Origin of the sequence: Arcicella rosea, assembly GCF_014204325.1 — a bacterium.
Taxonomy (GTDB): domain Bacteria; phylum Bacteroidota; class Bacteroidia; order Cytophagales; family Spirosomataceae; genus Arcicella; species Arcicella rosea_A.
On sequence record NZ_JACHKT010000005.1, the window covers coordinates 144,881 to 164,907 of the forward strand.

Annotated in this window: 16 protein-coding genes; 14 read left to right on the plus strand and 2 right to left on the minus strand. The window is 33.5% G+C overall.

The window, feature by feature from the left end; all coding sequences use genetic code 11:
- Positions 1-18 precede the first annotated feature (18 nt).
- The 7 genes from rfbB to HNP25_RS05305 all read left to right on the plus strand — a co-directional run bounded on the left by rfbB (position 19) and on the right by HNP25_RS05305 (position 8,432).
- Complete coding sequence (gene rfbB / locus HNP25_RS05275) at positions 19-1,071, plus strand: dTDP-glucose 4,6-dehydratase (protein ID WP_184131383.1); 1,053 nt, start codon at positions 19-21, stop codon at positions 1,069-1,071.
- Between the two features lie 84 nt (positions 1,072-1,155).
- Positions 1,156-2,016 (plus strand): glucose-1-phosphate thymidylyltransferase RfbA, encoded by an 861-nt coding sequence (gene rfbA / locus HNP25_RS05280; protein WP_184131386.1) that lies wholly within the window; start codon positions 1,156-1,158, stop codon positions 2,014-2,016.
- Positions 2,017-2,057: 41 nt separating this feature from the next.
- A complete protein-coding gene (rfbC, locus tag HNP25_RS05285; protein ID WP_184131389.1) occupies positions 2,058-2,591 on the plus strand; it encodes a dTDP-4-dehydrorhamnose 3,5-epimerase in 534 nt (177 codons plus the stop codon).
- 235 nt (positions 2,592-2,826) lie between these two features.
- Entirely contained in the window at positions 2,827-3,894 is a 1,068-nt protein-coding gene (gmd, locus tag HNP25_RS05290) for a GDP-mannose 4,6-dehydratase (RefSeq protein ID WP_184131392.1), read from the plus strand.
- 92 nt (positions 3,895-3,986) lie between these two features.
- Entirely contained in the window at positions 3,987-4,841 is an 855-nt protein-coding gene (rfbD, locus tag HNP25_RS05295; RefSeq protein ID WP_184131395.1) for a dTDP-4-dehydrorhamnose reductase, read from the plus strand.
- A 494-nt stretch (positions 4,842-5,335) separates the two neighbouring features.
- Entirely contained in the window at positions 5,336-6,691 is a 1,356-nt protein-coding gene (locus tag HNP25_RS05300) for an undecaprenyl-phosphate glucose phosphotransferase (protein WP_184131410.1), read from the plus strand.
- A gap of 349 nt (positions 6,692-7,040) precedes the next feature.
- Positions 7,041-8,432, plus strand: coding sequence for an undecaprenyl-phosphate glucose phosphotransferase (locus HNP25_RS05305; protein WP_184131425.1), 1,392 nt, complete (start codon positions 7,041-7,043; stop codon positions 8,430-8,432).
- A 42-nt stretch (positions 8,433-8,474) separates the two neighbouring features.
- Here the strand turns inward: HNP25_RS05305 and HNP25_RS05310 are convergent, their stop codons facing one another.
- Positions 8,475-9,215: a tyrosine-protein phosphatase gene (locus HNP25_RS05310; RefSeq protein ID WP_184131428.1), complete on the minus strand. Its 741-nt coding sequence runs from the start codon at positions 9,213-9,215 to the stop codon at positions 8,475-8,477.
- A gap of 316 nt (positions 9,216-9,531) precedes the next feature.
- Here HNP25_RS05310 and fucP point away from each other — a divergent pair, with 316 nt between their 5' ends.
- Together fucP and HNP25_RS21800 are read left to right on the plus strand one after the other, a co-directional pair.
- Positions 9,532-10,767 (plus strand): L-fucose:H+ symporter permease, encoded by a 1,236-nt coding sequence (gene fucP / locus HNP25_RS05315; RefSeq protein WP_184131431.1) that lies wholly within the window; start codon positions 9,532-9,534, stop codon positions 10,765-10,767.
- 194 nt (positions 10,768-10,961) lie between these two features.
- Positions 10,962-11,987, plus strand: coding sequence for a zinc-binding alcohol dehydrogenase family protein (locus HNP25_RS21800; protein WP_184131434.1), 1,026 nt, complete (start codon positions 10,962-10,964; stop codon positions 11,985-11,987).
- Positions 11,988-12,259: 272 nt separating this feature from the next.
- On the opposite strand, the gene HNP25_RS05325 is transcribed toward HNP25_RS21800, so the two are convergent.
- Positions 12,260-13,282, minus strand: a complete 1,023-nt coding sequence (locus tag HNP25_RS05325; protein WP_184131437.1) for a LacI family DNA-binding transcriptional regulator — start codon at positions 13,280-13,282, stop codon at positions 12,260-12,262.
- A gap of 274 nt (positions 13,283-13,556) precedes the next feature.
- On the opposite strand from HNP25_RS05325, the gene HNP25_RS05330 reads away from it, so the two are divergent.
- From HNP25_RS05330 to HNP25_RS05350, 5 genes are all read left to right on the plus strand, one after another.
- On the plus strand, positions 13,557-14,327 hold the full coding sequence (locus HNP25_RS05330) for an SDR family oxidoreductase (protein WP_184131439.1): 771 nt from the start codon (positions 13,557-13,559) through the stop codon (positions 14,325-14,327).
- Between the two features lie 40 nt (positions 14,328-14,367).
- Positions 14,368-15,198: a 5-dehydro-4-deoxy-D-glucuronate isomerase gene (gene kduI, locus HNP25_RS05335; protein ID WP_184131441.1), complete on the plus strand. Its 831-nt coding sequence runs from the start codon at positions 14,368-14,370 to the stop codon at positions 15,196-15,198.
- A gap of 215 nt (positions 15,199-15,413) precedes the next feature.
- Complete coding sequence (locus HNP25_RS05340) at positions 15,414-17,750, plus strand: glycosyl hydrolase family 28 protein (protein WP_184131443.1); 2,337 nt, start codon at positions 15,414-15,416, stop codon at positions 17,748-17,750.
- Between the two features lies 1 nt (position 17,751).
- On the plus strand, positions 17,752-18,093 hold the full coding sequence (locus HNP25_RS05345) for a cupin domain-containing protein (protein WP_184131445.1): 342 nt from the start codon (positions 17,752-17,754) through the stop codon (positions 18,091-18,093).
- A 336-nt stretch (positions 18,094-18,429) separates the two neighbouring features.
- Positions 18,430-19,956, plus strand: coding sequence for a tagaturonate reductase (locus HNP25_RS05350; RefSeq protein ID WP_184131447.1), 1,527 nt, complete (start codon positions 18,430-18,432; stop codon positions 19,954-19,956).
- Positions 19,957-20,027: the final 71 nt, after the last annotated feature.

Below are 20,027 nucleotides of genomic sequence, written 5' to 3' on the forward strand. Positions count from 1 at the left end.
TTAACACAAATTTAATTTATGAAGAAACTATTAATCACGGGCGGAGCAGGATTCATTGGCTCGCATGTTGTCAGACTATTTGTTACAAAGTATCTCGATTATCAAATTTTCAATTTGGATAAATTGACTTATGCTGGTAATTTGGAGAATTTGAGAGACATTGAAAATCAACCTAATTATACTTTTGTAAAAGGTGATATTGTTGATGCTAGTTTTATTGACGCTTTATTTGCTGAACATCAGTTTGATGGGGTTATTCACTTAGCCGCTGAATCTCACGTGGATAGGTCAATTACTGATCCGATGGCTTTTGTGATGACCAATGTTGTAGGTACTTGTAATTTGTTGAACGCTGCTAAAAATACTTGGAAGGCATCTGGTTATGAAGGTAAGCGTTTTTATCATGTTTCTACGGATGAGGTTTATGGAGAATTACATAATCCAGAAGATTTCTTTACAGAAACAACTCCATACGATCCTCGTTCTCCTTATTCTGCTTCAAAGGCTTCTTCCGACCACTTTGTAAGAGCTTATGGTAATACTTACAAATTGCCTGTAGTAATCACAAACTGTTCTAACAATTATGGTCCGAATCATTTCCCTGAGAAATTATTGCCTTTAATGATTCACAACATCTTGAACAATAAACCGCTTCCTGTTTATGGAAAAGGTGAAAATGTAAGAGATTGGCTATTTGTGGTTGACCATGCTAGAGCCATTGATACTGTTTTCCATCATGGTGTTTTAAATGAAACCTACAATATCGGTGGATTTAACGAATGGAAAAATATAGACATCGTTAAATTAGTTTGTAAAACGATGGACAGCAAACTTGGAAGACCAGAAGGAACTTCGGAACAACTAATCACTTATGTAACTGACCGTGCTGGACATGATTTGAGATACGCTATCGACGCTACAAAAATCATGAACGAATTAGGCTGGAAACCATCTTTACAATTTGAAGAAGGGCTTGAGAAAACAGTAGATTGGTTTTTGAACAACCAAGAATGGCTTGATAATGTTACTTCTGGAAATTATCAGGAATATTATAAAAAAATGTACTCTTAAATTGCTTTAAGCAATAGGCTACAAGCAATAAGCATTTTATGAAATTGCCTGTAGCCTATCGCCTACAGCCTAAAGCTATAAGAAATGAAAGGAATTATTTTAGCAGGCGGTTCGGGGACTCGTCTTCATCCATTAACCTTGGCAGTAAGTAAACAATTAATGCCTGTTTACGATAAACCGATGATTTACTATCCACTTTCAATTCTGATGTTGGCGGGTATTAAAGAAATCTTAATTATTTCAACTCCACACGATTTACCACATTTCAAAAAGCTTTTGGGAGATGGTTCGCAAATCGGTTGTAGATTTGAATATGCAGAACAACCTTTACCAAATGGATTAGCTCAGGCTTTTGTAATTGGAGAAGAATTTATTGGTGATGATAAAGTAGCGTTGGTTTTAGGTGATAATATTTTCTACGGAAGTGGATTAAGTAAATTACTTCAAGCCAACAACGACCCAGAAGGTGGCGTAGTGTATGCTTACCAAGTCCATGACCCAGAAAGATATGGAGTAGTAGAATTTGATGATGATTTTAATGTACTTTCGATTGAAGAAAAGCCTTTGAAACCAAAATCAAATTATGCAGTTCCAGGTTTGTATTTTTATGATAACTCAGTGGTTGAAATCGCAAAAAACATAGCACCTTCACCAAGAGGAGAATATGAAATTACGGATGTAAACAAAGAGTACTTGAAACAAGGGAAATTGAAAGTGGGTGTATTGAACAGAGGAACAGCTTGGTTAGATACTGGTACTTTTGAATCCCTTATGCAAGCAGGACAATTTGTGCAAGTGATTGAAGAAAGACAAGGATTAAAAGTAGGTTGTATTGAAGAAGTAGCTTACAGAATGGGATTCATTGATAAAGAACAACTCAAGAAAATAGCAGAACCACTGGTTAAAAGTGGTTATGGTAAGTATTTACTAGGTTTGTTAGATTAAAAAGATAATCATTTTATAACCAAACACACTAAATTAATTCAATGAAAGTTACTGAAGCTAGTTTAAAGGATGTACTCATTATAGAACCACCAGTATTTGGAGATGCTAGAGGGGTGTTTTTTGAATCATTCAACAGTATTACATGGGCTAAACAAGGTTTGCCGTCAGAGTTTGTACAAGACAATCAGTCTTTTTCTGTAAAAGGTGTTTTAAGAGGCTTACATTTTCAACAAGGAGAATTTGCCCAGGGGAAACTTGTTAGAGTAATTACAGGAAGAGTGCTAGATGTAGCAGTAGATATTAGACCTGATTCTCCAACTTTTGGAAAATGGGAGTTTTTTGAGTTAGATGGAAAGTCTAATAAAATGGTTTATATTCCAGTAGGTTTTGCTCATGGTTTTTTAGCTTTGGAGGATAGCATTTTCTCTTATAAATGTACGGCAGGCTACAATAAAGCATCAGAAGGAGGAATCATTTGGAATGACCCAGTACTGAAAATTGAGTGGCCAGTTGAAAATCCAAATATATCTGATAAAGATTTGATATTGCCCACATTTGAATCTTACTTTAAGTAATAGAGTATTTTTTTGCTAGTAAGTACTGAATAAGTTGTGGATTAGAATAATTCAATTTTGAATATGCCTTTAAATAGTTTTGCTTAGATTAATTATATTATCTAAATTAGCGTTTTAGCAATAGGAAGCCTTTTCTATCCTGCGTTTGGTTGTTGAGTAGGTAAAGCCCTAAATTGTTTAATCAATTTTTAATACTAAAATGCTGATTGATTTCAGTAAAATTAATTAAAGTTATATGAAAAAAGCCCTTATTACAGGCGTTACTGGTCAAGATGGTGCTTATTTAGCGGAGTTATTATTGTCGAAGGGGTACATAGTTCATGGTATAAAAAGACGGAGTTCTTTAATTAACACAGCTAGAATTGACCATTTATATGAGGATTTGCATGAGGATGGCGTTCGTTTTGTGATGCATTATGGAGATTTATCCGATTCAACTAATATAATTCGGATTATTCAGGAGGTTCAACCCGATGAGATTTATAATTTGGGAGCAATGTCTCATGTGAAAGTGTCCTTTGATGAACCAGAATATACGGCACAAGTTGATGGTATTGGCACATTGAGAATTCTTGAGGCGGTACGCTTGTTAGGATTGACCCAAAAAACCAAAATTTATCAAGCCTCAACATCAGAACTGTACGGTTTAGTGCAAGAGGTTCCTCAGTCCGAGTCCACTCCATTTTATCCTCGATCGCCGTATGCAGTCGCAAAAATGTATGCTTATTGGATTACCGTAAATTACAGAGAGGCCTACAATATGTTTGCTGTGAATGGAATATTGTTTAATCATGAATCTCCATTGAGGGGAGAGACTTTTGTTACAAGAAAAATCACTAGAGGGGTATCTCAAATAGCTTTAGGGCTTCAAGATAAACTATACTTAGGGAATTTGGATGCTCAAAGAGATTGGGGGCATGCAAAAGATTATGTGGAAGCCATGTGGCTAATTTTACAACAAGATACTCCAGAGGATTTTGTGATTGCTACTGGTGTAACAACAAAAGTGCGTGAATTTGTAAGGATGGCATTTGCAGAACTAGCGATTGAAATTGATTTTGAAGGTGAGGGGGTTAATGAAATTGGAGTTGTAAGGGCTTGTGGAAATCCACTGTATCAGGTTGAACTGGGGAAAAAAGTTGTTGAAGTTGATGAAAGGTATTTTCGCCCAACAGAGGTGGATTTATTAATTGGTGATCCTACAAAATCTAAAACAAAATTAGGATGGCAACCTATATATGATTTAGCCGCTTTGGTAAAAGATATGATGCAAGCTGATATTAAGTTGTTTAATTCCAAATAATCTATGGATGCATTAGAACTCAGTTGTTTTAATTTTCGATAAGATTTAATAATAATAATTATTCATGTCTTACTAATAAACTTAATGATTGTATGAATATTTTAGTTTTTGGAGGTGTTGGTCAGTTAGGTCAGTGCCTAAAAAAAGTAGCAGATAGCAAAGGAATAGATGGATTAATCTATTTAGATGAGATTCAAGGAAATATACTTGATGTTCAATTGTTAAATAGTTTATTTGAACAATATCAACCTCAATATGCTATTAATTGTGCTGCCTATACTGCTGTAGATAAGGCTGAGGATGAGGTTGATTTATCACGTTTAATAAATAAAACTGGTGCTGAAAATATTGCTAAAGTTTGTGTTAAGCATAATACAACTTTAATTCATATTTCAACAGATTTTGTATTTGAAGGAAAGCTAGCCAAAGCATTGAATGAGGAAGATATTGCTGAGCCCATCAACGTATATGGCTTAACAAAATTAGAAGGAGAGCAAGGTATATCACAGATAACTAGTCAATATTTTACATTAAGAACTAGTTGGTTATATTCTGAGTTTGCAAATAATTTCGTTAAAACGATGTTAAGATTAGGTAAAGAAAGAGAGGAGCTAGGGGTGATTATTGATCAAGTAGGTTCTCCAACTTATGCAGTTGATTTAGCAGGCTGTATTTTGGAAATAATTACTTCTAAAAGTGATGCTTATGGTTTATATCATTATAGTAATGAAGGTGTAACTTCTTGGTATGACTTTGCTAAGGCAATTTTTGAATTTTCTAATTACTCAGTTAAAGTAAAGCCTCTAAAGACTTCCGAGTATCCTACAAAAGCAACGAGGCCTCTTTATTCTGTAATGGATAAAAGTAAGATTAAGAGTTTATTAGGTATTCAAATTCCTTATTGGAGAGATAGTTTAGCTATTTGTATAAAAGAACTCGGATTCTAAATAAGATTGGCGAATAGGATTTTAAAAAGAGAATTTATAATCTATTCTTTGATAAAACCAAAAGATGAATAAAAAGCCACCAATCTTTAAAGATGGTGGCTTTTTTAATACTTATTTTATTCTTTAAAAATTAATAAAATAAGTCAGTGCTGCCAAAAGGATGATTAAAGTAATTCTTCCCCATATTTGAAGTGTGTATTTTGATTCATTGCTCATAATGTAAAGGAGGTTTAAGATATGTAAATGATAAACAAAACTAAATTGTATTCAAATTTACGATTATTTAAGCTAAATTTAGTTGAAATAAGTCATCAATTTATTAAACGGTAGTTATTTAAGTTGTTTTGTAAATATTCTAAGAAGTAATTGTTTTTTGTTTTAGGCTTGAAAATTAAATCCAATTATTGTCATTCGACATTCATAATTTGCTAACATCACCAAAAATATAATCTATTATGCCTCAAAGTATAAGTAAAGTGAGCTATTTCAGGTTGTTGTCTGATATCATAGCTATTGCATGTGTTTTTACATTTTCTTCATTTATCACCAAACCTGAATTTGAAAAAAGTGATAGTATATTATTATTATTATTACTGATAGGGTGGTATTTTTCTACTAAAATCTCTAGTACTTATGATGATTTTAGAACGGAAAGGTATATTGGAGAATTGTTATTGATTTTTCAGAATGTATTAGTGCAGTCTATCATTGCAGGACAAGTCTTATTCATTTTGAATAGACATGAATATACTCGTAGATTTGTTTTTGTTTATATTCTAATACTATTAATAGTTTTAATTATTAAAAACTACATTATTAAAAAAATACTATTAAGGTACCGTCAAAAAGGTCGTAATATCAAAAATGTTGTTTTTGTTGGTTATAATGAAATTACATCTAATCTAATATCACAAATTCAAGATAATCCTCACTATGGATTTAAAGTAATTGGTATTATCGCTAAAGAGGAAGAAGGCTATGATTTTGGTGGAAATACATATTTAGGTGATTTACAAAAATTTCTCAACATGAATGAGGATTATAAAATTGATGAAATCATTATCACTACTGAAGAAATCTCTAATCATTTAATGCAAAAGATATTTGTATTATCCGAGAAAAGAGCCATCAGAACTAAAATTGTTCCGAATTATATTACTTATTACCCAAGTAGATTGCAATTCAAGTTTTTTGGAAACTATCCGCTAATTACTTTTAGAAGCGAGCCTTTACAGGAATATCATTGGAGATTAGTAAAAAGAGTTTTTGACATTGTATTCTCATTATTTGTCTTTGTATTTATTTTTTCATGGTTATTCCCGATTGTAGCGATTTTAATTAAATTGGATTCTAAAGGTCCAGTATTTTTCAGACAGTATCGTTGGGGAAAGGATAATAAGAAATTCAAATGTTTCAAGTTTAGGTCGATGAAACCTGAAAGTAATGATGTTACTGAAAAAGGTACATTTAATCAAGCTCAAATGAATGATCCAAGAATTACAAAGTTAGGTCAGTTTTTGAGGTCATCAAGCTTAGATGAATTGCCTCAGTTTATCAATGTTTTATTAGGTGATATGTCAATAGTTGGCCCAAGACCACATGCACATGAGCATAATATTAGAACCAAAGATGAGGTAGATAGCTATTTGGTAAGACATTGGATTAAGCCAGGAATCACAGGATGGGCTCAAGTAAATGGATATAGAGGGGAAACTAGAACTATTGAACAGATGGAACAAAGAGTAAAATATGATATTTGGTACATCGAAAATTGGTCTTTAGGATTAGACTTTAAAATTATATTCATGACAGTCTATAATGTAATTAAGGGAGAAGAAATGGCATATTGATTTATAAAGAATCCAAGTTTTTATTAACTCAGAAAGCAATGCAACATAAATAGTGCATTGCTTTTTCTGTTTTTGATAAAATATTGTAATATTTTAATTTTTATTGTGTTTATTTTGCAAATATTTTTTTTACAATGTAAAGTAGAATGCAAGAAAAGTTATCTATTTAATTTACTGTTTATCAGTTGTTTATAAAATGATATGTTTTGTAGAGATGCTTTTGGGTAATTTTTATCAACTGTAAAATGCTTATTAATATACCGTTTAATAGATTTTTTTGGGACTATCCAACATAGATTGTAAATTTGCTTTAAGAGAACTCAATCAATAGCACATTAAATATAAATTTATGATGAAAGACTACTTTGGAAGAGAACATTATTATTTACGATTACTCACTGATATTTTAGTGTTGTCACTTTCTTTTTACTTGACTTCAGTAGTTAGTAATCGTAATAATTTTGTTCATGATAGAGAGGTTTTTGTGCTTTTAGTAATAGTTTGGTACTTTTCTAGTAAAATTATTCATGTATATGATGATTTTAGAACGCTTAAGTTTATAGATGAATTTCTACTATTAGTACCAGTAATTGCTATCCAAGCATTAGTGCTTATCCTCTTTTTGTTTTTTCTTAATGATAGAGACAATGCCCGTACGTTTGTTGGTGAATATTGCGGAATGCTTTTTTTGTTTTTGGCAATCAAAAAATATTTATTAAAAAGGTTTTTCCAATTTCTCAGAAAGAAAGGTAGAAATACTAGAAATTTGCTAATTGTTGGTAGTTCAGAAATGGGGATTTCGTTTTTTGATTTTGTAAAGAACAATACGCAATTTGGCTATAATCCTGTAGGTTTTATTGATGAAACAAAGTCTGTTTACCTCAATGGTTTGTATAAAGGTAATTTTGAGGAGGTTGATAAAATTATTGTTGAGAATGGTATTGATGAAATTGTAGTTGCGATGCCGCAGTTCAATAAACAACAATTAGATAAGATTATAGCCGCTGGAGAACGAAATGCCATTAGAACTAGAATCATTCCTGATTACTTTAGGTTTAGCTCAAATAAATTTAAAATGGGGATGTTTGGTAATTTCCCGATGATTACGGTAAGAGATGAGCCTTTGAATCAATTGCATTGGAGACTTATTAAAAGAACGATTGATTTAGGTTTTAGCTTAGTGCTTTCTATATTTATTTTTTCGTGGCTTTTTCCAATAATTGCTATATTGATTAGACTTGAATCAAAAGGAAGTATTTTCTTTATTCAGGAAAGATGGGGAAGAAATAGAGAAATCATTCGTTGTTTGAAGTTTAGGACTATGTATAGCGAGAGTAAAGTAATAGTTGATGGTAAATTTCAACAAACTACTGAAAATGACCCAAGGATTACTAAAATTGGTAGATTTTTGAGAAAAACTAATTTAGATGAACTTCCTCAGTTTTTAAATGTAATAGGTGGTTCAATGTCTGTTGTTGGGCCTAGACCACACGCTGTACAACATAATATCGAAAGTCAGGCATTGATTAATAACTACGCATTACGTAACTGGGTAAAACCTGGAGTAACTGGCTGGGCGCAAGTCAATGGTTTGAGAGGGGAAACAAAAGATTTCAGTTTGATGAGAAAAAGAGTTGTATTTGATATTTGGTACATCGAAAACTGGACGCCTTGGCTTGACTTTAAAATTGTGATAATGACAGTTTATAATATGTTTAGAGGAGAAGATATGGCATATTAATATAAAAGGCTTGAGAACTAAACTCTCAAGCCTTTTTTTATTTTATACTTTTTGATTCAAATGCTTCAATTTTGATATTTTACTGAGAATACTTTTGGATTGTAATACTTTGTTTAATATTCGCAAATCTTCTGGTCTGTGTAAATCTGTTCCAAAAAAATCATAAACATTCATATCCAGTAATTTATTGGCTACTTCATTGGCTTTGCCTCCATATTGATTTACTAAAGACATTAAGTTTAATTGTAAATGACAGCCCAATGCCTTTAATTCTTCAAATTTACTAAGGTTCTCACTCAAGTATAAGTACCTTTCAGGATGTGCAATGATTGGGCGATACCCTTTTGTACGTAAATTGAAAATGGTCGTTTCTAAATTGATGGGTGCTGCCACAAAGGAAAATTCTACTAGAATATATTTATCTCCGAAGGTTAATAAATTATCGCTTTCTAATAATTCTGTAAATTGCTCATCTATTTTATATTCTGCTGCTACATCAATATCAATGTCAATATTTGCCTCTACGAGTGCTTCTTTCAAGGTTTTTAATCCTTCTTGAATGATTTTAGGCGTATTTGGATATACTTCAGCCATGATATGTGGCGTAGTAATAATTTTGGAGAAGCCTAATTCCTTTAATTTTTGAATACAAATAATTGAGTTCTCAATATTTGTACAGCCATCATCAATTCCCGGAATGAGATGGGAATGAATATCCGTACCAATAAATGAAAAATCTGTGACTTTAGGATTATCTGATGATTTTTTAAAAAATGAAAACATATCTTTAATTTAAGCTAAGAGCTTGTAGCTTTGAGCCGTGAGCTTTTTTTTGACCTATTGGTTTTATGCTTTGACCTATTATTCGTGAGCTAATTTCTTGTTTTTTGTACAAAAAATCTGCTAAATAGATTCAAGCTGAAAGAATCATGCTAAAATACCATAAATCTTTGATAATAACGTGAATGGTATATGTTTGTAAATGTTTTTTCTTTGTATTGTCAAATTAATATAAAAATTGAAGAGTAGTTTATGGTTTTTTCTTCTTGTTAGTAGCAATTAGGCATGTATTAATCTTAAACTATTAAAATATTTATTTATGAAAAACAGATATTTAGTACCTTTTATTTTATTGACTACCTTGTTTTTCCTTTGGGGATTTGCACATAATTTGAATCCAATTCTAATTCCACATCTTAAAAAAGCTTGTCAGTTATCAGATTTCCAATCTTCATTAATTGATGGCTCTTTTTTTATTGCTTATTTTATCATGGCTATTCCAGCAGGTATGGTAATGAAACGATATGGTTATAAAACTGGTATCATTGCGGGCTTACTTTTATTTGCTATCGGTGCATTCTTGTTTATTCCTGCTGCTAATACAAGAGTTTTTGGACTCTTCTTGACAGCTTTATTCGTAATTGCTAGTGGGTTGACATTTTTAGAAACAGCGGCAAATCCTTACATGACTGTGCTTGGTGAACCAGAAGGGGCAGCTCAAAGGTTGAACCTTGCTCAATCTTTCAACGGTTTAGCAGCTACGATTGCTCCGTTATTGGGGGGACTTTTTATTTTATCTGGTAATACTTTAACGAGTGCTGAGACAGCTTCGATGTCAACAGAACAAATGAGTGCATTTTTAGATGGCGAGGCAGCAACGGTGAAATTACCTTATTTAATCATTGGGATTATCGTATTATTGGTTGCTGTTTTATTGTACAAGAGCAAATTGCCTGAAATTACTGAAGCTGGTCATGATATTGAATTGCCGTCAGGAAGCCAGTCGATTATGCGTCATAAGCATTTAATTTGGGGAATTGCAGCACAATTTTTTTATGTAGGAGCACAAGTATGTGTCTCTAGCTTCTTTATTCGCTATTTAGGGAAAACGGCTGGTATTGATGAAAAAACAGCAGCAAATTATTTATCGGCTGCGCTATTATGTTTTATGGTTGGACGATTCATAGGGACTTTCTTAATGAAATATATTAGCCCTAATGTACTTCTAGCCATATACGCTTTAGTCAATATTGTTTTATTGACTGTAGTAGTGATTTATGGAGGAATGATTTCTGTATATGCTTTGATTGGTGTAGAGTTCTTCATGTCAATCATGTTTCCAACTATTTTCTCGTTGAGTATTCAATCGTTGGGGAAAGAAACAAAAATTGGCTCATCATTAGTAATTATGTCAATCGTTGGTGGTGCGATATTTCCACTTATCATGGGTAGAATGTCAGATTTGATGAGTATTCAAGTAGCTTATTCAGTTCCATTACTCTGCTTCTTTGTGGTTTTTTACTTCGGTTGGAAAGGCTCAAAAGTAAAAGTTTAAACCAAAATGATTTATAGATAAAATTCAAATTAGTAAGAAAATTAAGGAAATCCTTATGGGTTTAATCAGATAGTTATTTGTAATTTTTAGTTAAAATCAACTGCGAACGAATGAGTTCGTAGTTGAGAAACTAATGTCCTTGCAAATGATTCAGGTATAGTTTTTAATCAAGCATAATTAAATATATTAAATCAGTGAAAACAATAATTCTAAATCAACCCGGTGAATTTCAGCTAATCTCAAGAGAATTTGATGATAATCTTTTAGACAATGAAGCACTTATCAAAATTCATAAAATTGGTATTTGTGGAACGGATTATCATGCTTATCGAGGGAAACAACCATTTTTTTCGTATCCAAGAGTACTAGGTCATGAATTAGGTGCAGAAGTTATTGCTTTAGGAAGAGCTGTTGACACAAATGAATTAAGTATTGGAGATAAAGTATCTGTAGAACCTTATCTAAACTGTGGAAAATGTCAGGCTTGTTTGAATAGTAAACAAAACTGTTGTGAAAACATCAAAGTAATGGGTGTGCATACTGATGGCGGAATGACTGAGTACGTGAAAATTCCTGCTCATAAATTACACCGTTCAAAAGTTTTGGGATATGAACAATTGGCTTTAGTAGAAACTTTGGGTATTGGTGCTCATGCAGTACAAAGAGCAAGTGTTAGTCAAAATGATATTGTGTTGGTGATTGGTGCTGGGCCGATTGGTTTATCAGTTATTCAATTTGTAAAATTGCATGGTGCTAAAATTGTGGTGATGGATTTTAATGTACAAAGACTCGATTTTGCGAAGCAATTATTTGATACAGATGTTTCCGTTTTGGCAAAAGAAGGTTTCACTGCTGATGATTTAAAAGCGACTTTAAATGGAGTATTACCAACGGTGGTTTTTGATGCTACGGGTAATCCACAGTCGATGATGAAAGCATTTTCATATTTAGCTTTTGGTGGAAAATTAGTTTTCGTTGGTTTATTCCAAGGAGATGTTACTTTCTTTGATCCAGATTTTCATCGAAAGGAAATGACACTTTTTGCTAGTAGAAATTCACTTCCTGCTGATTTTAAAATGATTATCAAAAATATGGAAGAAGGGAAGATTCAAACGCAGGCTTGGCTTACGCATGAAGCAGCGTTTGAGGAGTTGCCTGATGTTTTTGAATCATGGCTTGATCCAAGCTCAAGAGTGATTAAGGCGATGGTGACGGTTTAGGATTTCGGATTTCGGATTTCGGATTTAGGATTTAGGATTTCGGATTTAGGATTTCGGATTTAGGATTTCGGATTTCGGATTTCGGATTTCGGATTTCGGATTTCGGATTTCGGATTTCGGATTTCGGATTTCGGATTTCGGATTTCGGATTTCGGATTTCTAAATTAAAAGAGAGCAAGTTATTGTTAAAATTTCTATTCTTATAATTTGTGTAAGCCTTTAGTTGCTTATAGAACCGATGACTGATGTCCGATGTCCGAAAGCTAAAAAATCTACCCAACCACCGAAGACTCTCGAATAATCAATTCTGTATAAAGTTTGAACGTTTGATAAGTTGGTGGAATACTTGAACTTTTTCGCTCAATTAAATCTAACAATAATTCAGCGGAACGTTGACCCATCTGCAAAGATGGTTGAACGACGGTCGTCAAGGCTGGTTCTAACATAGAGGCAGCCTTGAGATTTGTAAAGCCAACAATTGAAATTTGTTCAGGAATAGTAATTTTTTTCGCCTTCAAAGTCGCTAAACAACCTAAAGCCAGTCTATCGCTTACCGTTAAAATCCCGTCTGGAGGTTGAGTTTCGGACAATAGTTCATCAATGATTAATTCCATATTTTCCGAAGAATAATTAGAGTATTTAATCATGGTTTCATCAACTGGAATTTCATATTTGTTGAGGGCAGCAATGTAACCTTTTACTCTTTCTTTGGTAATCGATAAATAAGGCGAAGCTGTAATGTGTGCAATTCTTCTTCTTCCTTCACGAATAAGGTGTTCGGTAGCAGTAAATGCTCCTTCAAAATTGTCTGAGATTACTTTATGGGTATTAATTTCATCTGAAACTCTATCAAACAAAACAATGGGCATTCCCTTTTCATGAAGCTCTTTAAGCTGAGAAACATCGTTCGTTTCGCCAGCCAAAGAAATCAACAAGCCATCCACTCTTCTTGAAGCAATGTGTTTTAGATTGATACTTTCTCTTTCAAATGATTCATGACTTTGAAAAATTACAACATGATAACCACGATTGTATGAAATTGCTTCGATTCCATTAATTACTTGAGAGAAAAAGGGGTTGTCAATTTCAGGAACAATTACTCCGATAGACCTACTTTTATTTTCTTTTAAGCTCAGTGCAATAGGGTTGGGGCGGTAGTTGTATTTTTCGGCATATTCAATCACCAGTTTTTTGGTGTCAGGATTTATTTCATAACTTCCACGCAAAGCCCTTGACACTGTAGAAGTGGATAAGTTTAATGCTTTAGCAATATCTTTGATGGTAATCAGTTCCAATGTTTTGTTCTTTGATTTGTACAATTACAAAAGTATGAGTTTTTTGTGGCTTAAAAATAGTTAAAAGTATGATATTCTGCCAAAAATCTCAAATTGTATTAAATAAGTATAAAAAAGTTTGTTCTTGAGAACGTTCCCGATAACGTTTGCATAAAAATATTCAAATATTTACTTGAACGCTGTATTTATTAAGCATAGGTTTGTTCAGGGTTTGGTAGTGCTAATTTTATGTCAAATCTTTTAAATCTTGGAATAATTAAAAAAAATAGAACTTATGAGTTTATCATCATTATTTAGTTTAGAAGGGAAAGTGGCTTTGGTTACTGGTTGTGACAGAGGTATCGGAATGGGAATGGCATTGGCTTTAGCGGAGGCAGGAGCAGACATCATCTGTGCAGCCCTTACCCTTGAACCAGAAAATAGTGAAATTGAAAAAGGTGTGAGAAGTTTTGGAAGAAATTTCGCTGGTTATAATGTAGATTTAAGCGATAGAGCTACCCTTTATGCTTTTATTAATGAAGTAAAGTCTAAACATCCACAAGTTGATATTTTGATTAACAATGCTGGAATGATTTTGAGAAATCCAGCGGCTGAACATTCTGATGAATATTGGGATAAAGTATTATCAATCAATTTGGATGCTCAGTTTATTTTGGCTCGTGAATTTGGTCGTGATATGGTAGCTAGAGGTTCAGGTAAAATTATTTTTACGGCTTCTTTATTAAGTTTCCAAGGTGGTATTAACGTTCCTAGTTATGCAGCTTCAAAAGGTGCGATTAGTAGTGTGGTAAAAGCTTTGGCAAATGAGTGGGCTTCAAAAGGGGTTAATGTAAATGCAATTGCTCCAGGTTATATCGCAACAGATAATACTGCCGCTTTAAGAGCAGATCCTGAAAGAAGTAAATCAATTTTAGATCGTATTCCTGCTGGTCGTTGGGGCGAACCTACAGATTTTATGGGGCCAGTAGTTTTCTTGGCTTCAGAAGCAGGAGCTTATGTGAACGGAACGATTTTAGTAGTAGATGGCGGCTGGATGGGACGTTAGTTACCCTTTAAACTTATTATTCAATTTTATATTTAATCCTATGCAAAGTAGATACGAGAGTAGCCCTAAAGAAGTGGCTGGAATGAATACGGAAAGCTTAAGAGCTAATTTTTTAATCGAAAAATTGTTTGAAGCGAACCAAGTAAGTTTAACTTATACGCATTACGATAGAGTAATTACTGGCGGAATAATGCCAGTTAGTGAAGCGGTAAGTTTACCAAATTATGATGCTTTGAAAAGTGAATACTTTTTGGAAAGAAGAGAATTAGGTATCATCAATGTTGGTGGCGATGGCAAAATTACGGCTGATGGTGAAGCATTTTTGATTAATAAATTAGATTGTTTGTATGTAGGAAAAGGCGTTCAGGCTGTTTCATTCGAAAGTATTGATGCCAATAATCCAGCTCAATATTTTTTGATTTCTTCTCCAGCACATCAAGCATATCCAACACGGTTGATGAAAAAAGAAGAAGCTTCGCCAGTGAATTTGGGAAGTAATCTTACTTCTAATGAAAGAACCATTTATAAATACATTCATTTAGATGGTATTCGTAGTTGTCAATTAGTAATGGGTTTAACTGTATTGGCAAATGGTAGTGTTTGGAATACAATGCCAGCACATACGCATGACCGTAGAATGGAAGTGTATTGTTACTTCGATATACCTCAAAACCAAGCAGTATTGCATTTGATGGGTCAACCTCAGGAAACTCGTCATTTGTTTGTTTCAAATCATCAAGCGATTATTTCACCGCCTTGGTCGGTTCACTCAGGTTGTGGCACGGCAAATTACTCATTTATTTGGGCGATGGCTGGCGAAAATCAATTATTTACTGATATGGACTTTGTGGAGATTCCTTCTTTACGATAATATTTTCTTTCTCTCAGTCATATATTTATTTATATGATTGAGAGAAAATAACATGGCATTAAGTCCTGAAAGTTTACTTAAGTAGTCTATGATAAAATAAACGACTTTGTTGTGTGGGTTAAAGTGTTATATGTCAGCGTTTTAAATTGTAGTAGCAGCAACTCAAAATTCATTACTGACAATTCACAACTCATACTTAACAATCTCTATTAACAATGAAAAAAATATTAGGTATCATATTTTGTGTTATCCTGATGGCTTTCAAAAGCACTGATGATAAAGTAACAGTATTTCTTATTGGAGATTCAACCTGTGCTAATAAAGCTTCAGCCGATAGTCCTGAAACGGGTTGGGGAATGATTTTTCCTAATTATTTTACCAATGAAATACAAGTACAAAATCATGCTGTAAATGGAAGGAGTACTAAGAGTTTTATCACTGAAAAACGTTGGGAGGCTGTAACTCAACAATTAAAAAAAGGAGATTGGGTTTTGATTCAGTTTGGACATAATGACCAAAAAATTAACGATAGTACTCGTTATGCTGCTCCGCAAACTACTTATAGAAATAACCTGATCAAATTTATCAATGAAACTAGGGCTAAAGGGGCAAATCCTGTTTTGATTACGCCCGTAATGCGTAGAAAGTTTGAGAGTAATGGACAGTTCGTCGATCAGCATGGAGAGTATCCTGCTGTGGTAAAAGCTGTAGCAAAAGAATTTGGAGTAGCCTTGATTGACCTTCATGCTAAAAGTAAAGCAGTGATTGAACAACATGGCGTAGAAGATTCAAAGAAATTATTCATGCACTATATTGGTGGTGTTTTCGGTAAATTTCCAAAAGGTGTTTCTGACGATACTCATTTTTCGAAATATGGTGCTTCGGTTATGGCTAGTTTAGTAGCCGAAGGAATCGTAGAAGCAAATGTTAGCTTGAAGAGTTTTTTAAAGAAATCAGAGTTTCATGAAAAGTACGAATTTGAATTGCCGAAGTATTATACACCATTCTTCAAAAAAGATACGTTTAATATCATCCGTTATGGCGCTAAATCAAATGGAATTACTTTAAATACCAAAGCAATTAATCATGCCATCACTATTTGTGCGGAGTCGGGTGGAGGGACTGTTTTTATTCCAAGTGGCTTGTGGTTGACAGGGCCAATAGTATTGAAATCAAATGTAAATTTACATGTTTCCAAAGGAGCAATCTTACAATTCAGTAGAAATATTGATGATTACCCAATCATAGCAACTACTTGGGAAGGCGAAGAAGCTTTTCGTTGCCAAGCACCGATTTCTGGCGTTGGTTTGATTGATATTGGTTTGACTGGCGAAGGCGTAATTGATGGTGGTGGAGATGTATGGAGAGCCATCAAAAAAGTTAAACAAACGGATGCTCAATGGAAAAAACTCATAAAATCTGGCGGGGTTTTAGATGAAGAGCAAAATACTTGGTATCCAAACGAGCAATCAAAAAAAGGTGCTAAAATGACGGATGGAAGTAAGCTCATCAACGGAAAAATGGCAAAAGATTATGAAGATGTTAAAGGTTTTTTGCGTCCAAATATGCTGAGTCTTACTTCTTGCAAGTTTATTTTATTAGAAGGAATTCATTTCCAAAATTCACCCGCTTGGACAATCCATCCATTACTTTGCGACCACATCACGATGAGAAATGTAGATGTGAAAAACTATTGGTACGCTCAAAATAGCGATGGTGTTGATTTAGAATCTTGTAGAAATGGTATCATGGAAAATTGTACTTTCGATACTGGAGACGATGGCATAACGATTAAATCGGGAAGAGATGAACAAGGTAGAAAAAGAGGCGTACCAACTGAAAATTTTATCATCAAAGATTGTAAAGTATATCATGCACACGGTGGTTTTGTCATTGGTTCGGAGATGTCTGGCGGAGTGAGAAATATGTATGTTTCTAATTGTTCTTTTTTAGGAACTGATGTAGGTTTACGTTTTAAAACGGCAAGAGGAAGAGGTGGAATCGTAGAAAAAATCTACGTTAATAATATTCAAATGACAGAAATTACTGGCGAAGCAGTATTGTTTGATATGTATTATGCTGGAAAAGACCCCGTTGCTATCAATGGTGAATCGGATGAATTGCCAGAAATGCAAGCACAGCCTTTATCCGAAGCAACGCCTCAATTCAGAGATTTTCATGTAAGTAATATCAATTGTTTGGGAGCAGAAACGGGTATCAAAGTAAGAGGTTTGCCTGAGATGAGTGTTAAAAATATCTCTATTGAAAATGCTGTTTTGCAAGCGAATGCTGGTTTACTTTGTATTGAGGCTGAAAATATTTCACTAAAAAACGTTACGTTTATTACAAAAGATAAAACGACCATGCAGGTACAGAACAGTAAAAACATTAGTCTTGACGATATTCGTTATGAAAATGCTGATGTATTATTGAAAATTACTGGAGAGCGTTCACAAAGCATTAAATTATTGAATACTAATACTTCAAAAGCGAAGAAGGAAGTAGAGTTCGGTAAAAAAGTATCCAAAAACATATATAGCAATCAAAAATAATATGTTGTCAGTAAAAGAATTAACCTTAGTGACTGATGAACAGGTAGCTTGGGAGGAACTCGGAGGAGGCATTAAAAGAAAAGTAATGTCTTATAACGATGACATTATGCTAGTGAAAGTAGCTTTTGAAAAAGGTGGTGTCGGAGCGATTCATTCTCATCCACATTTGCAAATAAGTTATGTTTCTGCGGGTACTTTTGAAATCACGATTGGCGACGATAAAAAAGTACTGAAAGAAGGAGATGTTTACTTCGTTCCATCTGAAGTATTGCACGGAGCTATTTGCTTAGAAGCTGGAGAATTAATAGATGTATTTTCGCCGATGCGAGCAGACTTTGTTTGATAGTTAGTGATTTAGTGAGTTGTGATTTAGTGATTTTAGATAGTTAGTAATTTAGTGAATGGTGATTTAGTGATTGTTTTTCAAACGCTACAAATCTCTTTATTCTTAAACCCTTTAGTCTAATGTCTTTTAGTCCTAAAGTCTAAACATCCTAAAGTCAAAAGAACAAAAGTCCTGGGCCTAATGTCTTTTAGTCTAAAATCCTTTAGTCTTAAAGTCTAAAAATCTTAAAGTCTAAAAAAAAAGAATCAAGCATTATTAATATAAATCAATAGTTGGGTTGTCGATATTTCGCAATCCAACTACAGTATCCTCTATTAAAGATTTTCAATCATCATGAATACTTCTCAAAATCATAAAAATCTCAGTAAAAGCAACGCTGCTCTTCCTGAATCTTTGCTCAATTTACCTGAAAAGGTATTACAATTTGGAACGGGCGTGTTGCTAAGAGGCTTGCCAGATTACTTTATTAATAAAGCCAATCAGCAAGGTATTTTTAATGGTAGAATCGTCGTGGTGAAATCAACTGACGGAGGCGATGCCGAAGCTTTTGAGCGTCAAGATAACCTTTATACCATTTGTGAAAGAGGTATTCAACAAGGAGTTGTATTCGAGAAAAATACTGTTTCATCGGCTATCAGCAGAGTATTATCGGCTAAAACAGAATGGGATGCGATTTTAGAATGTGCTAAAAATCCTGATTTACAAATTATTACTTCAAATACTACCGAAGTAGGAATTCAATTGGTGCAGGATGACATCAAGCAAAGTCCGCCAATTTCATTTCCAGGTAAAGTTTTGGCATTTCTTCATGCTAGATTCAAAGCCTTTGAAGGAAGTAAAGAACATGGAATGGTGATTGTACCTACCGAATTAATTCCTGATAATGGAAAGAAATTAGAAGGCATTATTTTTGAATTGGCACACAGAAACGCACTAGAATCAGAATTTATTGATTGGTTAGAATCTTCAGTAACTTTCTGTAATTCATTAGTTGATAGAATTGTTCCGGGTAAACCAAGTGCTGAAGTAAAAGCCAAAATTGAAGCCGAATTAGGTTATCAAGATGATTTATTGATTGTTTCAGAAGTATATCGCTTATGGGCAATTGAAGGCAATCAGAAAGTAAAAAATGTATTATCCTTTCATCAAGCCGACGAAGGAGTAATTATTGAACCCAACATTGATTTATACCGTGAATTAAAATTACGTTTACTCAACGGTACGCATACTTTGAGTTGCGGTTTAGCCTTTTTAGCGGGTTTCAAAACGGTGAAAGAAGCCATGCAACATGAAATAATGTCAGCTTTTATCAGTAATTTAATGTTGGCTGAAATTGGTTTAGGCATTCCTTACAAAGTAGATGATAAAGTAGCACAAAGATTTGGAATGCAAGTATTAGACCGTTTCCGTAACCCAAATCTTGACCATCAATGGCTAAGTATTACGGTACAATACACGTCTAAAATGCGTATGAGAAATATTCCTACGCTTTTGCAATATCATAAAATTTATCAATGCGTACCTGAATACATTGCTTTTGGATTTGCAGCATATTTGTTGTTTATGAAAGCTGTTAAAGAAGAAAATGGTAAATATTATGGAATTTACGCTGATGAATATTATCAGATTCAAGACGATAAAGCTGAGTATTTCTACTCTAAATGGACTAATTTATCTAGTGAAGAATTAGTAACATCGGTTTTGAGTGATAAAAATCTTTGGGAAACAGATTTGACAAATATTACTGGTTTTACAGAAAGCGTAACAACGTTTTTAAATCTTATGATTGAAAAAACTGTGAAGGCTTCTTTAAAATCATACCTTAATAAAGGTGAATTGGTTGAGTATAGTAGAGCATAGTCTTACTTTTAAGTTTAGTTATGCTGTGAACTCAAAGAATTATAATTTTAACCAATCATCAAATATTCATC

Excerpts from the sequence above, each read along its gene's own strand:
- rfbB (WP_184131383.1), top strand. The coding sequence starts at position 19 with ATGAAGAAACTATTAATCACGGGCGGAGCAGGATTCATTGGCTCGCAT.
- rfbA (WP_184131386.1), top strand. The coding sequence starts at position 1,156 with ATGAAAGGAATTATTTTAGCAGGCGGTTCGGGGACTCGTCTTCATCCA.
- rfbC (WP_184131389.1), top strand. The coding sequence starts at position 2,058 with ATGAAAGTTACTGAAGCTAGTTTAAAGGATGTACTCATTATAGAACCA.
- gmd (WP_184131392.1), top strand. The coding sequence starts at position 2,827 with ATGAAAAAAGCCCTTATTACAGGCGTTACTGGTCAAGATGGTGCTTAT.
- rfbD (WP_184131395.1), top strand. The coding sequence starts at position 3,987 with ATGAATATTTTAGTTTTTGGAGGTGTTGGTCAGTTAGGTCAGTGCCTA.
- HNP25_RS05305 (WP_184131425.1), top strand. The coding sequence starts at position 7,041 with ATGATGAAAGACTACTTTGGAAGAGAACATTATTATTTACGATTACTC.
- HNP25_RS05310 (WP_184131428.1), bottom strand. The coding sequence starts at position 9,215 with ATGTTTTCATTTTTTAAAAAATCATCAGATAATCCTAAAGTCACAGAT.
- fucP (WP_184131431.1), top strand. The coding sequence starts at position 9,532 with ATGAAAAACAGATATTTAGTACCTTTTATTTTATTGACTACCTTGTTT.
- HNP25_RS05330 (WP_184131439.1), top strand. The coding sequence starts at position 13,557 with ATGAGTTTATCATCATTATTTAGTTTAGAAGGGAAAGTGGCTTTGGTT.
- kduI (WP_184131441.1), top strand. The coding sequence starts at position 14,368 with ATGCAAAGTAGATACGAGAGTAGCCCTAAAGAAGTGGCTGGAATGAAT.
- HNP25_RS05340 (WP_184131443.1), top strand. The coding sequence starts at position 15,414 with ATGAAAAAAATATTAGGTATCATATTTTGTGTTATCCTGATGGCTTTC.
- HNP25_RS05345 (WP_184131445.1), top strand. The coding sequence starts at position 17,752 with ATGTTGTCAGTAAAAGAATTAACCTTAGTGACTGATGAACAGGTAGCT.
- HNP25_RS05350 (WP_184131447.1), top strand. The coding sequence starts at position 18,430 with ATGAATACTTCTCAAAATCATAAAAATCTCAGTAAAAGCAACGCTGCT.